10 protein-coding genes and 1 pseudogene are annotated in these 15,523 nt (G+C 43.7%); 9 read left to right on the top strand and 2 right to left on the bottom strand.

The window, feature by feature from the left end; all coding sequences use genetic code 11:
• The first annotated feature begins 115 nt into the window (after positions 1-115).
• The 8 genes from RMX69_RS27340 (at position 116) to RMX69_RS27305 (ending at position 11,919) form a co-directional block, all read left to right on the top strand.
• Positions 116-826, top strand: a complete 711-nt coding sequence (locus RMX69_RS27340; protein ID WP_322639289.1) for a pentapeptide repeat-containing protein — start codon at positions 116-118, stop codon at positions 824-826.
• Between the two features lie 239 nt (positions 827-1,065).
• Positions 1,066-2,541, top strand: coding sequence for a pentapeptide repeat-containing protein (locus tag RMX69_RS27335; protein WP_322639288.1), 1,476 nt, complete (start codon positions 1,066-1,068; stop codon positions 2,539-2,541).
• Between the two features lie 487 nt (positions 2,542-3,028).
• Complete coding sequence (locus RMX69_RS27330) at positions 3,029-3,268, top strand: helix-turn-helix domain-containing protein (RefSeq protein ID WP_289795485.1); 240 nt, start codon at positions 3,029-3,031, stop codon at positions 3,266-3,268.
• Positions 3,269-3,272: 4 nt separating this feature from the next.
• Positions 3,273-6,407, top strand: coding sequence for a PAS domain S-box protein (locus RMX69_RS27325; protein WP_322639287.1), 3,135 nt, complete (start codon positions 3,273-3,275; stop codon positions 6,405-6,407).
• Positions 6,404-6,880, top strand: a complete 477-nt coding sequence (locus RMX69_RS27320; RefSeq protein WP_289795483.1) for a response regulator — start codon at positions 6,404-6,406, stop codon at positions 6,878-6,880. The genes RMX69_RS27325 and RMX69_RS27320 overlap by 4 nt, the downstream gene beginning before the upstream one ends.
• Entirely contained in the window at positions 6,880-8,847 is a 1,968-nt protein-coding gene (locus RMX69_RS27315) for a response regulator (protein WP_289795482.1), read from the top strand. Before RMX69_RS27320 ends, RMX69_RS27315 begins: the two co-directional genes overlap by 1 nt.
• A gap of 574 nt (positions 8,848-9,421) precedes the next feature.
• Complete coding sequence (locus RMX69_RS27310) at positions 9,422-10,648, top strand: pentapeptide repeat-containing protein (RefSeq protein WP_289795481.1); 1,227 nt, start codon at positions 9,422-9,424, stop codon at positions 10,646-10,648.
• A 164-nt stretch (positions 10,649-10,812) separates the two neighbouring features.
• Positions 10,813-11,919, top strand: coding sequence for a TRAP transporter substrate-binding protein (locus RMX69_RS27305; protein ID WP_322639286.1), 1,107 nt, complete (start codon positions 10,813-10,815; stop codon positions 11,917-11,919).
• Positions 11,920-12,126: 207 nt separating this feature from the next.
• Here RMX69_RS27305 and RMX69_RS27300 read toward each other — a convergent pair whose 3' ends face one another.
• Positions 12,127-13,464 carry a TRAP transporter large permease subunit gene (locus RMX69_RS27300; RefSeq protein ID WP_322639285.1) on the bottom strand — a complete coding sequence of 446 codons (1,338 nt, stop codon included), beginning with the start codon at positions 13,462-13,464 and terminating at the stop codon, positions 12,127-12,129.
• The gene (locus RMX69_RS27295; RefSeq protein WP_322639284.1) at positions 13,448-13,990 is read right to left on the bottom strand and encodes a TRAP transporter small permease subunit; all 543 of its coding nucleotides are present in this window, start codon (positions 13,988-13,990) and stop codon (positions 13,448-13,450) included. The genes RMX69_RS27300 and RMX69_RS27295 overlap by 17 nt, the downstream gene beginning before the upstream one ends.
• Before the next feature lie 332 nt (positions 13,991-14,322).
• On the opposite strand from RMX69_RS27295, the pseudogene RMX69_RS27290 reads away from it, so the two are divergent.
• Positions 14,323-15,249, top strand: a pseudogene (locus RMX69_RS27290) (YifB family Mg chelatase-like AAA ATPase); the annotation flags it as partial.
• Positions 15,250-15,523 lie beyond the last annotated feature (274 nt).

The raw sequence follows: 15,523 nt of genomic DNA, 5'->3' as shown, positions 1-15,523 counted from the left end.
TATTGGTTCCATTAGAATGTTCCAGTATTGGCTATGGATTAAACAATAGCAGATGCTAATACAATATTCAATAAAAAGTGGGGATTTAAATTTGTTTTTATTAATTACTAATGCTATGAAAAATATTTTATCAAAAACTCCTATTCAGCTATCAAAAATATTCCTGCGGATACCAGTTTTCCAGGAAAAAGTTAAACAGAATCAGCATCATTCTCTAAAACGACGCTTAATAAGAGCAAGCGAACAGCTAGGAAATAACACTATAGAAATCAGTCTAGCTATAATTAATGATTTAGAACAAATTGCCTATAGTTATCCACAGCACCACTGGAGGGTCGTAGACATTCTTACTACTTTTGTACGAAAAAATGCTCCTCATATGCCCCAGAAGGAAGTAACGAGTAACCTGTCAACAAAAATTCGTGTAGATATTCAAGCCGCCCTGACTGTTATTGCCAGAAGAGATGCAAACAAAGACCCAGTAAATAAGCAACTTGATTTGAGCTTCACGGATATGAGAGGAGCAAACTTGAAAGGGGCGAATCTACAACAGACAAATCTCTATCAAGCTAATCTCGCTGGAGCCAATCTCTATCAAGCTAATCTAGCGGGGGCAATACTTAGTGCAGCTAATTTAGAAGGAGCTAATTTATATCTAGCGAACTTAGAAGGAGCAATCCTTAGTGCTGCCAATCTAGAGAAAGCTAACCTTTCTGGAGCTAACCTGCATCGTGCTAGTTTATATCTAGCTAGCTTGCATGGAGCAATTCTATATAACACCATACTTGATGGAGCAAACCTCAGAGAAACCAAATTTTCTGAGTAATATATATCCGCTTGAATGAAAAGTTTTTTCCCTATTCCTATCCCCTACTCCCTATTCTCAGCGTAATTTGTAATTCTTGTAGCGCAAGCGTTTCTTTGTGTCGTGATGTAAAAGTATATTCGATATAATTCCCTAGTTCAATGAGTGTTTTGACACCTATTATAAATTTCTGCTAAATGCTATACTATTTTTCCTAAACATCTAAGTAATAATTCTAGGTTGTAAGGAAAATTTTTACCATGTCTTCTAAAAAGACAGACGCTCTTTTGAATTGGTTGATAACTTTAACAGCTGTATTTGGCTGCTCGTTGACTGTAATTTTCTTCGCCTTGTCCAATATTAAAGAATTGTCAATTCAAGAAAAAATCCAGTATAGAAACCAAGCTTTAACAACTACTGCAATAGTTTTTTTGGCATCGGCAGCAATGTTTAATACTTATTATGCAGCAAGGCGTGCCCAAGCGATGCAGAAGAGTGCGATCGCATCTGAGAAAAACTTAGAAATTGGCTTGCAAAACGCCAAACTCAATCAAGACAGATTGATTGCGGAGCGCTTTATGGGCGCAATTGCCCAGCTTGGACATGAAAAGGTGGAAACCCGAACAGGTGCAATTTATGCTTTAGAAAGGGTTGCTCAGGATTTTCCTCAAGAACACTGGACAATTATGGAAATTCTCACTGCCTTTGTGCGAGAGAATGCACCCATCCAGCACATAAAAGGCGAGCAACAAAAGCCAGAATATCAAGGAGCAATTTACTCAAGTCGGCGTCGAGGTGGGTCGCGTCCGACACCGCAGTTGGAGCAAAATCTCCATGAAGAATTCCCCAAAATACGCACCGATATTCAAGCAGCCCTGACTGTTATTGGTAGGCGTAATTTACTTGAAGACCCAAAAGATCAAAAACTTGATTTACGTAACACCGACATTAGACAAGCAGACTTGCTAAAAACCAACCTGCAACAAGCTGACCTGCGTGGGGCTGACTTGAGTGGGGCTGACCTGCGTGGGGCTGACTTGAGTGGATGTGACCTGAGTGGCGCTAAACTCATTAGGTCGATTCTTTATGAAACCAAATTAATAAAAGCTAGTTTATATGGAGCCAACCTTTGTTGGGCTAACCTGAATCGTACTAATCTCTCTGGAGCCAACCTGCGTTCAGCCAACCTCTCTGGTGCAAGTCTGCGTGCTGCTAATTTACAAGGGGCGAACCTTTATAAAGCTAACTTGCAACAAGCGACCTTAAAAGTCGCTAACCTTTCTGGAGCAAAGTTGTTTTTAGCTAATTTGCAAGGAGCAAAATTGGGTAAAGCCAACCTGTACCAAACCGGTTTGATTGGTGCTAACCTCTGTGGGGCTAACTTAAATGGAGCTAACCTTTCTGGGGCTAATTTGAATGCAGCCAAACTCCACCAAACAGAAGTTTATTTTGCCAACCTCTCAGAAGCTAGTTTAACGGAAGCTGACTTATATCAGGCTAATCTGATTGGAGCAAACCTCTATAGGGCAACCTTTTATCAAGCTAACCTAACTCAGGCAAACATGATGGGAGCTAACTTTTCACAAGCTAACCTCAATGATGTCAAACTGGAAGGGACTATTTTGACAGGAGCGAAAAACTTAGAGTTACAGCAGATTAGAGAGGCACTTGGCGATCGCACCACTCGCCTACCTGATTATATCGAAGCACCCGCACACTGGCGGCAATTGGGTTAAGCGATCGCAGCATCATTAGTTATTTGGGCGTATTCTACCGTTTTCGTTTTACCAGGAAACAAAATAGAAATTGAAATTCCAGAAGCTGAAATAGGCGATAGCGTTGATGTGTTTGTGATTTTATCAGAAAAATCTAAACCAAAACATCATTCTGTACTCGACATTATAGAAGAAAGCCGTAGGAGACACCCTTCTCGAACTGCTGAGGATATAGATAGACAACTACAAGAAGTTAGTAGACCAAATTAAACTCATTATTCTGGCGATCGCACAACCATCCTACCGAAAAATCTTCATCTACCCAAACATTACAAAGCTCAAGTTTCATCCTTAGATACTGAAACTTAAACCTTTTAGCTTCATAATTGAACCTTTGAACTCAAACAGTTCAGTTAGAGACGAAAACAGAGAAAATATTCTCTAATTAAGGGATAATAAAGAGGACACCTGTCTTACGCCAATTATCCTATGGGGATAAAATACAGAGATGTCTGTAACAAAGCGGCTGGAAATTTTAGATTTAATTCGGGAACTTCGTCAGCAGCTCAATCTTTCTCAGAAACAGTTTGCTGCTAAAGTAGGAGTCTCCTTCAAAACAGTCAACCATTGGAAGAATGGGCATACAGTCCCTTCATGGATAGCGCTAAAACTAATAGAAGAAATGTTACGGAAGATGGGTGAACCCGGCAAAAGACTGCTAAATCAGTATTTTCCAGAAGCAGAGTAGGGTTATGAGTCGTAAGGCGAGGGCATCTGAATCCCAAAACATCTTTTCTGGCAATAGAGAGAAGGGCGCATTCATCCGGGAGAAACTCCTGCACTATGGTGTTGCTTTCCTATCCGTTGCCTTAGCACTGCGGGCAACTCTACTACTCAATCCATATCTTACTTCAACGCCTGGGGCGCTGTTTTTTGGTGCGGTGATGGTGAGTGCCTGGTACGGGGGCTTAGGGCCAGGGTTACTTGCAACCCTTTTGTCTACTTTTGCAGTTAATTACTTCTTTTTTAAGCCACTCTATCCGCAGAACATTACAGATCCGAATATTTTAGTTCCCTTGGTAGTGTTCATGCTGACAGCAGGGTTAATCAGCTGGCTTAATGAATCACACCGCACAGCCCAACGGCAAGCTGAGGCGAATCTGAAGTCACTACGCGAAAGCGAGGCTCGGTTTGGTCGCTTAACAGAATCCAATATTATTGGGGTAATTGTGGCCGACCTCAACGGCTTAATTGTTGAAGCCAATGATGCCTTTTTAAAAATGCTCAATTATACCCGCGAGGATTTGCGCTCTGGTCGAATCCGCTGGGGGGAGATTGTTCCACTCGAATATATTGAGGTGAGCGAGCGAGGGATTCAAGAACTGGCAATTACTGGGAGTTGTAAGCCCTTTGAACAGGAATACATCCGCAAAGACGGCTCTCTAGTTCCTGTTCTACTTGGTTTTGCTAAACAGGGAGACCGGACAATCATTGGTTTTGTTCTTGACTTGAGCGAACGCAAACAAGCCGAAGCAGAAGCCCAGCATCGCTCCCACCAAGCAGAAGTTGCTCAGAGCATCCTGCAAATGCTCCTAGAACACGTCCCAGAGGGAATTACGATCGCTGGCGGCCCCCCTGATTTCCCAATCATCGCTAACAGCAAACTCGCGCAAGAGCTTTTGGGTAGACCAAGTGAATCTCTCGTTGGCATATCTTCTGAGTCTTATGTTCAGCTTTACGGTCTGTTCCTAGCTGATGGTGTAACGCCCCTTACCTTAGAGCAACTACCTTTATACCGTGCTACGCGCTATGGCGAAACGATCTGCGATGAAGAATGCATCATTGAACGTCCAGATGGTACTACAATTACAGCGATCGCCAATGTAGTGCCAATTCGCGATTCCCAAGGTGAGATTATTGGTGCCATAGATTGCTGGCGCGATATCACCAACCGTAAACTCATAGAAGAAGCACTGCGCCAACGAGAAACAGAACTTCGTTTAATTACAGATACGCTGCCAGTTCTGATTACCTTTGTAGATTCAGAACAACGCTACCGCTTCAACAACCGAGCATATCAAGATTGGTTTGGGCATTCGACGGTAGAAGTTTATGGGAAACATCTTTGGGAAGTATTGGGTGAATCCGCTTATGAAGTGCTTCGTCCTTATGTGGAACAAGTGCTAGCAGGAGAGCAGGTTACTTTTGAAAGTGAAATTCCTTATAAAGATGGTGGGACACGTTACATTAATGCCATTTACATTCCCCAATTTAATAGACAGGGAATTGTTGAAGGGTATGCGGCGTTAATCACTGACATCAGCGAACGGCATCGGGTAGAAGCTGCGTTGCGCGAAAGTGAATCGCGATTTCGCCAGATGGCAGACATTGCTCCCGTACTGATTTGGATGTCCGGCACTGACAAACTTTGTAACTACTTTAATAAACCCTGGCTAGATTTTACCGGGCGAACTCTGGAGTCAGAGATGGGCAATGGGTGGACTGAAGGTATTCATCCTGATGATTTTCAGCGTTGCTTGGATACATATACCAATGCTTTTGATGCCCGACAAAAATTTCAAATGGAATATCGCCTCAGACGCAATGATTACGAATACCATTGGGTTTTTGATACTGGTGTACCTCGGTTTGCACCAACGGGGGAGTTTCTCGGCTATATCGGCTCTTGTGTTGATATCCACGATCGCAAGTTGGCAGAAAAAGCGCTACGTGACAGTGAGGAGCGATACCGAATTTTAACCGAAGTCTCACCACAGGCTATTTGGATGGGCGATGTCTACGACGGGCTACGCCTACGCAATGGTGGTATTACCTATTGCAATCAATACTGGTTAGATTTCACCGGACTGACAATGGAGCAGACCACTGGCTACGGCTGGATTTATGCCATTCACCCCGATGACCGCGATCGTGTCTTTAAAAGTTCGATGCAAGCTATTGCTAACGCGACCAATTACGAAATAGAAATTCGCTTCCGTCAAGTTTCTGATGGTAGCTATCGTTGGCATATTGTCCGGGGTTTACCATTTCGAGATCAAAGCGGACAGATTATCAAATGGGTGGGCATCGCCAGCGACATTCACGATCGCAAGGTTGCCGAAGCCGCCTTGCAACAACTCAACGAAATGCTAGAGCAACGAATTCAAGAGCGCACTGCCCAACTCGAAGCCGCCAATAAAGAACTCGAATCCTTCTCTTACTCAGTCTCTCACGACTTGCGGGCACCGCTGCGCCACATCGCCGGATTTGTCGAATTACTTCAGAAGCGCCATAGCTCAACAAGCTTAGATCAAACAAGTCAGCGCTATTTGAAAATAATTGCCGAAACTGCCAAACAGGCAGGAATACTAATCGATGAATTGCTGACATTTTCTCGGATGGGGCGCACCGAAATGCGCTACACCAAACTCAATATGGAGGAATTGGTAGAAGAAGTAAAACGCGACTTGATTGCAGAAACTCCAGGACGGACAATCCATTGGCAGATAAAGCCACTGCCAGAAGCGCAGGGCGATCCCTCCATGCTGCGGCTGGTGCTTCGCAACCTGATAGGCAATGCCGTAAAATATACCCAGACTCAAAACCCAGCAGAAATTACTGTTGGCAGTATTGACAATGAAAACGAAGTTGTCTTTTTTGTACAAGATAACGGCGTAGGCTTTAATATGCAATATGTACACAAGCTATTCGGAGTATTTCAACGCCTGCATAGCGACCCACAATTTGAAGGCACTGGTGTTGGATTGGCAAACGTGCAACGCATTATTCATCGGCATAATGGTCGAGTTTGGGCAGAGGCTGTAGTTGGCAGTGGCGCCACCTTTTATTTCTCGCTGCCTAAATTATCCCAGAAGGAGAGTAAATGAAAGAACTGAAGCGAATTCTGCTAATTGAAGACAGTGCCAACGATGCAGAGTTAATCCTAGCCGCTTTGTCAGAAAACCATCTCGCCAATGAAGTAGTGGTAGTACGTGATGGTGAAGAAGCACTAGATTATCTTTATCGCCGGGGGTTGTTCCGGTTGCGAATGGAAGGATATCCTGTTGTTGTGCTACTCGATTTGAAACTGCCTAAAGTCGATGGGTTAGAAGTGCTGGCACAACTCAAATCTGACGCTGTAATGCGAGTAATTCCCATCGTGGTACTGACTTCTTCCCGCGAGGAACCGGATTTAGTTCGCTGCTACGAGTTAGGGGTGAATGCTTATGTTGTGAAGCCAGTAGATTACCATGATTTTGTCGATTCTATTAAGGGTGTCGGCCTATTTTGGGCAGTACTCAATCAGCCTCCTGTTGGTGCTTTACCGCCAGCGCCTCATCCTCAAAAGGAGAGCAACTGATGAATGTCCTGCGTTTCCTCCTTTTGGAAGACAGCTTGTTAGATACAGAGCTTGCCCAAATGATATTAACTGAAGGGGGAATTAATTGCGAACTGATCCGAGTCGAAACTGGTGCTGATTTCCTAGCGGCTTTGGAAACAGAGGCTTTCGATTTAATTCTTGCCGATTATGCCTTGCCCTCTTTTGATGGAATTTCTGCCTTGGAAATTGCCCGGAATCGTTGTCCTGAGATTCCTTTTATCTTTGTCTCTGCCGTACTGGGTGAAGAATTAGCGATCGAAGCTTTGAAGAACGGTGCAACCGATTATGTATTAAAGCAACGACTAGGGCGGTTAGTTCCCTCGGTGCAACGCGCATTGCGGGAAGCTAAGGAGCGGCGTAAGCGCAAGCAAGCAGAGGAGTCTTTACAAAAGAGTGAAGCCAAGTATCGCCGAATTGTTGATACCTCTTATGAAGGAATCTGGATGATTGACTCCAAAACCCGAACAGAGTTTGTGAATCAGCGGATATCTCAGATGTTAGGTTATCCGGCAGAAGAAATAATCGGTCGTTCTATATTTGATTTTATGGATCTGGCTGATGATATCGCAGATCGAGAGAAACTGGGGTGGTTCAAAGGAGAAGAGAGCGATCTCAAAGAAGGGCGATTGCTTTGCCAGGATGGTTCGTACATCTGGACACTGATTTCTGCAAGAGCGATTTTGAACGAACAGGGTGAGTGTTTAGGTGCGATCGCTATGCTAACTGATATCACCGATCGCAAACGCAGCGAATCAGAACGCGATCGCCTTTTGCAACTAGAGCAAATAGCTAGGGCGGAAGCTGAGGCTGCTAACCGCATCAAAGATGAGTTTTTGGCGGTACTTTCTCATGAATTGCGATCGCCTTTGAATCCGATTCTCGGTTGGGCAAAACTATTGCAGAGCCGGAAATTTGACGAGGAATCGCTCAACAAAGCACTAAAAACTATTGAGCGCAATGCCAAATTACAAGCTCAACTAATTGAAGACTTACTAGATGTTTCTCGCATCCTCCAAGGCAAACTTAGCCTCAACACGATCCCAGTCGATCTGGTATCCACCATTGAAGGCGCAATAGAAACAGTGCATTTGGCAGCAGAGGCTAAAACTATTCAGATTGAGACAATGCTCGATCCAACTGTGGGGAAAGTTTTGGGCGATTCAGCCCGCTTACAGCAAGTTTTCTGGAATCTTCTCTCGAATGCCGTCAAGTTTACTGAGACTGAGGGAAAAGTAAATGTGCGATTGGAGCGCATCGACGCTCAAGCGCAGATTACTGTCAGCGATACAGGTAAAGGCATTCACCCTGATTTTCTACCTCATGTATTTGATTATTTCCGTCAAGGTGATAGTACAACAACTAGAAGATTTGGTGGATTAGGGTTAGGTTTAGCGATCGCTCGTCACTTGATTGAGATGCACGGCGGAAGGATTTGGGCTGAAAGTCTTGGCGAGGACAAAGGAGCGATCTTCACTGTGAGATTGCCGCTGATCAAAGACAGTGCAAAAATCAAGGATGACACAAATACTGATTCCTCAACTGCCGTTTTTTCCTCCTCTCCCCTCATGGGTTTACAAGTGCTGGTTGTGGATGACAATGATGATACCCGCGACTTTTTCAGCTTTGTGCTGGAACAGTTTGGTGCGATCGTCACCGCAGTAGCATCAGGATATGAAGCATTACAAGCGCTAACCCAGTCAAAGCCAGATATCTTACTCAGCGATATTGGGATGCCAGAAATGAACGGCTATATGCTGATGCAACAGGTGCGGACTCTCGAAGCAAAAGTCGGAGCAAAAAAGATACCTGCGATCGCTCTGACTGCTTATGCAGGCGAAATAAATCAGCAATACGCACTAAGAGCAGGATTTCAACAGCACATTGTTAAACCTGTAGCACCAGAGGAATTGCTTGTGGCGATTTCTAACTTAGTCCAATCTACTTAGGGTTTGCGATTAATCTGAGTAATTGAACTGGCTTAAGGTTACAGATTTTAAACTATTCTTCACAAGTAATATGGTCTTTTTAATTGCCTGGAATACTCCGGGTAATCCAGAAAAATGTTGTGCCCCAACAGCGTGTTGATACAAAAAGTTTATTCTCTTGTCAAAAATTTATCTCACCCTATTGACATTACTTTTCAAGTAATTGAACTATACTACTTTTCATTCCCCGTCTGGATTGTGGGCTAAATACCTGAAAATTTTATCAAATAAATCTGAGTCAAAAAGAGTGTAGAGATATAGCAGTACTAAGTCTCTACAAGGTTTCTGGATACAGCATATTTAATTTCACCAGATATCTAATCATTCGTGAATAATCAGAACCCTGGCTTCTCTAGAAAGTCAAGGGTCTTGTTCCTCACAAATGATTCAGGATTGTTATATAGATAATTTTTATATAGTGGATTTAAAGGTTCGCCAATTTTATCCGTGTTTGTACTCTATCATAACTTTACGGATACTCTTAGAATCAACCTAAATTTACTTCCGTAAGGAGTCGGATATGAAGACTTATGACATGTCTTTCATAAAGACCAATGGACTCACGACTTTGTTGGCATTTGTCTCAGTTATATTTATTTTATCATTCACTCTAATTATATTATTTTTTGAAAATATTCAAGGATTTTCAAATCAAGAAAAAATTGAATACATCACTCAAGCATTAACAACCATTGCCATCATTATTGGGGGATTGGCATTAATTCTTAATGCTTACTATACCTCTAGACTCTCTCTGGATGAGAATCACAGCTTGTTAACGCAACTGCTGGCTGGAACAATAGCTTGGGATAACAATATAGTAAATTGTATCAATCAGACACAACTAACTCCACAAGAAATTGTTTCTGAACGCTTTTCTAAAGCAATTGAACAACTGGGAAATGAAAAGATTGAAACGCGATTTGCCGCAATTTATGCTTTAGAACGAATTGCCAAAGATTCTCCGAAAGATCATTGGACAATCATGGAAATCCTCGCTGCTTTTATCCGCGAGAATGCCCCAGTGAATAGGGAATATGAGGATGAGTCGCTGCAATCATCAAAACTTCCTACAGATATTCAAACAGCCTTAACTGTGATTGGCAGACGCGATTCATCTAAAGATCCAGTCAATCAGAAACTCGATTTACGCAATACAGACCTCTGTAATGCAGACTTAACGGAAGCTAACCTCTCTAGAGCAATTTTCGTCGGGGCTAACTTGCAATGGGTCAATTTTACCAGAGTAAACCTCTCGGAAGCAGACTTATCTGTTACCTGTCTTTGTGGCTCAATCCTCTATGAAGCCAACCTGCAAAAAGCAATCCTCCCAGAAGCCAATCTTCAAGGCGCAGTTCTTAGAAAAGCGAACCTTTCTCAAGCCATCCTTTACGATGCCAACTTGGAAGGCACAGTTCTTTGTGATGCCAACTTAACAGGAGCAGTTCTTTGTGATGCCAACTTGGAAGGAGCAATCCTTTGTGATGCGAACTTGGAAGAAGTCAACTTTGAGGGTAGCAATCTCCAAGATACAAACCTAATTGGCAGTAACTTGCAAGGGGCAAAACTTGCTGGTGCTAATCTAGACAGTGCATTACTGAGTACAGCTAACCTCCAAGGAGCTAATCTCCAAGAAGCTAACCTTTGTGGAGCAAACTTGAGCGGCTCGGAAAACGTAGAATCACAGCAGATTGAACAGGCAATTGGCGATCGCACAACAATCTTACCGGAAAACTTGAAAATACCCCAACATTGGCGGTAATAACAAGCTAAAGTTTCAGCATCTAAAACTTGATTACACGATAGGGACGCACACTTATGCGTCCCTATGTGTTTAATTTAGTACCCAAAACTAAAAAATTGCCAAAAACCTGATAGATATTCTCTATCAGGCAAAATTTTCCGCAATTTAAATCACGAACAATTATGAAACGCCGAGAGGTTTTTAACACAGCTGCGATCGCCACTGCAACTGCTGCTAGTCTAGTTTCCTGTAGCCAAGCTGGTAAATCCCCTAGCGTACAAGCAGGATTGCCGAATATTCGTTGGCGGATGGCAACTAGCTGGCCCAAATCTTTGGGTACTTTTATCGGCGCCCAAACAGTTTCCCGGCGAGTTGAAGAAATGACCAATGGACGTTTCCAAATTACGCCCTTTGCCGCTGGAGAGTTAGTACCGGGATTGCAAGTACTCGATGCTGTGCAAGCTGGGACTGTTGAATGCGGACACACATCTAGTTACTATTACATCGGCAAAAGTTCAGCATTAGCCTTCGCCACCTCCGTACCCTTCGGTTTAAATGCCCAACAGCAGAATGCTTGGCTTTATAACGGTGGTGGATTAGAAGCCATACACAAAATTTATACCAACTTCAACGTGATTAGTTTTCCCGCTGGTAGTACTGGGGCACAGATGGGGGGATGGTTCAAAAAAGAAATCAAGTCTATTTCTGACCTTAAAGGTTTGAAAATGCGCATTCCCGGATTAGGTGGCGAAGTCATGTCCCGTTTAGGGGTGAATGTGCAAGTATTGCCTGGAGGCGAAGTTTATTTAGCATTGGATAGGGGAGCCATTGATGCTGCTGAGTGGGTAGGCCCTTACGATGACGAAAAACTCGGTTTAAATAAAGCCGCGCAATTCTACTATTATCCTGGCTGGTGGGAACCAGGGCCAACCTTGGATGTGTTAGTTAATCTCACCGCCTGGAACCGCCTACCCAAAGAATATCAACAGATTTTGAAGACAGCGAGTTTTGAAGCCAATTTGAATATGCTGAGTCAATACGATGCCTTGAATGGACAAGCGCTGACGCGGTTATTGGCTGGTGGTACAAAACTAGTTCCTTACAGCCAGGAGATTCTGCAAGCAGCCCAGAAAATATCTTTTGAGTTATTTGAAGAAAATGCCAGTAAAGATGCGGCTTTTAAGCAAGTCTACGAACAGTGGAAAGCCTTTCGACAGCAGATTTTTAATTGGAATCGTGTTAACGAATTAAGTTATGCCAATTTTGTCACTTCTAATAACATCAAGTAATATCATGTCCGCGTAATTAGTTATGCTAACCGCAGTCATTACACCCCACCCCTTAATCCCCTCCCCGCAAGCGGGGAGGGGAGACAAAGCGTAGCTTTGGCGGGGTGGTGTTCAGATCCCCGACTTCTTGAAGAAGTCGGGGATCTAGCAGCCCCGCAAAATTAATGCGATGAACCACTAGTCTAAACACCAATTCTTAGGAGAGCGCTAGTTTGCCAAAGAAGGTAAGAAACTGACAATTCCGGGGAAAACAATAATTAACACCACCACCAATAGTTGCAACAAAATAAATGGTATTACACCACGATAGATATCCTTTGTCGTAACTTCTGGTGGTGCTACACCACGCAAGTAAAACAGGGCAAAGCCAAAGGGAGGTGTAAGGAAAGATGTTTGCAAATTTGCTCCCAAAACTACACCATACCAAATCAAGTCAATACCTAAGTTTTGGGCAACTGGTACAAACAACGGCACGACAATAAAGGCAATCTCGAAAAAGTCGATGAAAAAGCCGAGGATAAATACTACCGCCATACTGACAATCAAAAAGCCAGTTTTACCACCGGGAAGATTGGCGAGAACATCAAACATGAAGCGATCGCCATTTAATCCCCGAAAGACTAAACTAAAAGCTGTGGAGCCAAATAAGATAAAAACTACCATGCTGGTGATTCGCAAAGTAGCATCACAAACTTGACGCAGAGATTCTAAGGTAAGTTGACGATTAGCAGCCGCCAGTGCGATCGCACCACCACAACCCACTGCACCCGCTTCTGTGGGCGTAGCAATGCCAAAAAATATACTCCCTAGCACCAACAAAATCAGTATCAAAGGCGGTATCATCACTTGAATTACCCGCCTTCCCAAAGCTTTACCACCAATATCTCTCACCTCAGCAGGTAAAGCTGGTGCTAAATCTGGCTTCAAAAATGCCACAATCAGTACGTGTAGGGCAAATGCACTAGCCATCATTAAACCGGGAATCACCGAACCGATGAACAAATCGCCCACCGATACACCCAATTGGTCGCCCAGCACTACCAACACCACACTCGGCGGGATAATTTGCCCCAAGGTTCCTGATGCAGCTATCACACCAGTAGCTAATTCTTTGCTGTAACCATAGCGGAGCATAATTGGCAGAGAAATCAAACCCATCGCTACCACAGTCGCCGCTACTACCCCAGTAGTTGCTGCTAACAGCGCCCCCACCAAAATCACAGCTAAAGCCAGTCCGCCGCGCAAGCGTCCCAACAAAATTCCCATCGTTTCTAAGAGTCTCTCCGCTATCCCCGATTTCTCCAGCATTGCCCCCATGAAGATGAAATAAGGGATAGCTAATAAGGTATAGTTTGCCATGATGCCAAAAATCCGCTGTGGCATGGCAGTCAGAAACACTGGGTCAAAGACACCTAAGCTGATTCCCAATATTCCAAATAAAATTGCCACACCACCCAAAGAAAAAGCCACCGGATACCCCAGCGACAGCAACACCAAAGCACCAGCAAACATCACTGGCCCCAACCATTCATAAGCCAGTGTCATGATTTTCCTCCCTGCTTTGAAGAATTGCCAAGTTTTTGATCGCCTGAGAAATTCCCTGGAAAATCAGCAGCACAAAGCCGACAATAATCATCGCTTTAATGGGGTAACGAGGCAATCCCCCAGGATCGGATGAGGCTTCCTTAATTAGCCATGAAGCCACAACCGCATCCCAAGAAAAAGCGATCGTGATAATACAAAATGGGATGAGGAAAAATATAGTCCCTACTAAGTCTGCAAATGCCTTTCGCCGAGGCGGCCAATTACTGTAAAAAATATCAACCCGCACGTGTTCGTTGTGCTTAAGGGTGTAAGCTGCTCCCAATAAGAAAACTAAATCAAAAATGTACCATTGAGATTCTATATAGGCGTTGGAGGTAAAGTTGTTACCGCTAATTCTTCCGAGATATCGCCCGATAACATTCCACACGCCAAGTACGATCATTACTAGTACTAGCCAACTGGTAAATCGACCAATGCGTTCAATGCAATTATCAATAATATTTGATATTTTTAATAATTTTTCCAATAGTTATTTTACCTCTTGAATTGCTGTAAGAGACTTATTTGTACTTTTAAGGGTTTGTAGTAAGCACTTTAGTGCTTAGAAAATAAGGACTAAAGTCCTTACTAATAACTTGCTTACCCATCAATTTCACTAGTAGTCTGTCCCAAAAGTTTTGAGAGGTTAGTGGTGTTCAGATCCCCGACTTCTTTAAGAAGTCGGGGATCTAGCAGCCCCTCAAAATCAATGGGACAGACCACTAACCTTAATTCCGAAAAATCGTCTATGTGGTTTCACTAATGTCAATCTACCAACTCATCTGCTAGAGATTCTAAAGGTTTACTGTTATATAAGCAATGCTTGCTAGAGTCTGGAGTGCATCAATTGTGGGCATCGATGCCGTCAAAGTAGGCGTAGAAGTCGATGTGTCAGGGGGATTACCGGGAATTGTTGTCTTGGGACTTCCAGATTCAGCGATTCAAGAGTCCAGAGAAAGAGTCAAAGCAACTTTGAAAAATACTGGCTTTGCCTTTCCGATGCGTAAAATAGTAATTAATTTAACTCCGGCAGATTTACGCAAAGAAGGCCCCTGTTTTGATTTGCCTATTAGTGTGGGAATTTTAGCGGCTTCTGAGCAAGTTAGCGCTGATTTGTTGGGGGATTATCTATTTTTGGGCGAAGTCTCTTTAGATGGCAGTTTACGTCCCGTGGCTGGTGTATTACCGATCGCAGCAGCAGCCCAAAAGATGGGAATTGCAGGTTTAGTTCTCCCTGCTGATAATGCTCAAGAAGCGGCGGTGGTTGAAGATTTAGCTGTTTATGGCTGCAAGCATTTGTCTGAGGTGGTAGATTTTTTAAATAATCCGGGGCGTTACAAACCTGTGCAGATAGATAGTACAACACAGACAACAACAGTATCCTACCCTAGTGCAGATTTGCATGATGTCAAAGGACAAGCTCATGCACGTCGTGCTTTAGAAATTGCTGCGGCTGGTGGGCATAATCTTATTTTTGTCGGGCCGCCGGGTAGTGGGAAAACCATGCTGGCACGCCGCTTACCAGGAATTTTACCGCCGTTGAGTTTTGCCGAATCTTTAGAAGTGACTCGGATTCATTCGGTAGCTGGTTTATTGAAAAATCGTGGTTCATTAGTACGCGATCGCCCTTTTCGCAGTCCACACCACTCGGCATCCGGGCCTTCTCTTGTGGGTGGTGGTAGCTTCCCTCGTCCTGGAGAAATATCATTATCTCACAGAGGTGTGCTTTTCTTTGATGAATTGACAATGACGAGTACTTGTTAATGTCGGAAGTTTCTGGATGAATTAACAATAGTAAGCTGAAAAAATGCTGAAATCTGGATACATTTGCTTTGAGAAAACGGGAGTTAGGCACACTGGTTACGCCCGATTATCCAGGCGCGAGCAAGCGTTAGGCACGCATACCTTGGAGCAGCACATCGCGCGACTGCCGATCGGCAGGGGCAACCGAGGTCCTCGGTTGCCCCGGGAGCATCCACTTTTGGCAGAAACACTCAAATAGCAAGTAAACCATTCAGAT

The sequence above is a fragment of the Nostoc sp. EspVER01 genome (assembly GCF_034530635.1).
Lineage (GTDB): Bacteria > Cyanobacteriota > Cyanobacteriia > Cyanobacteriales > Nostocaceae > Nostoc.
Note: the sequence above shows the minus strand (reverse complement) of the source record. Positions and strands in the feature narration are given on the sequence as shown.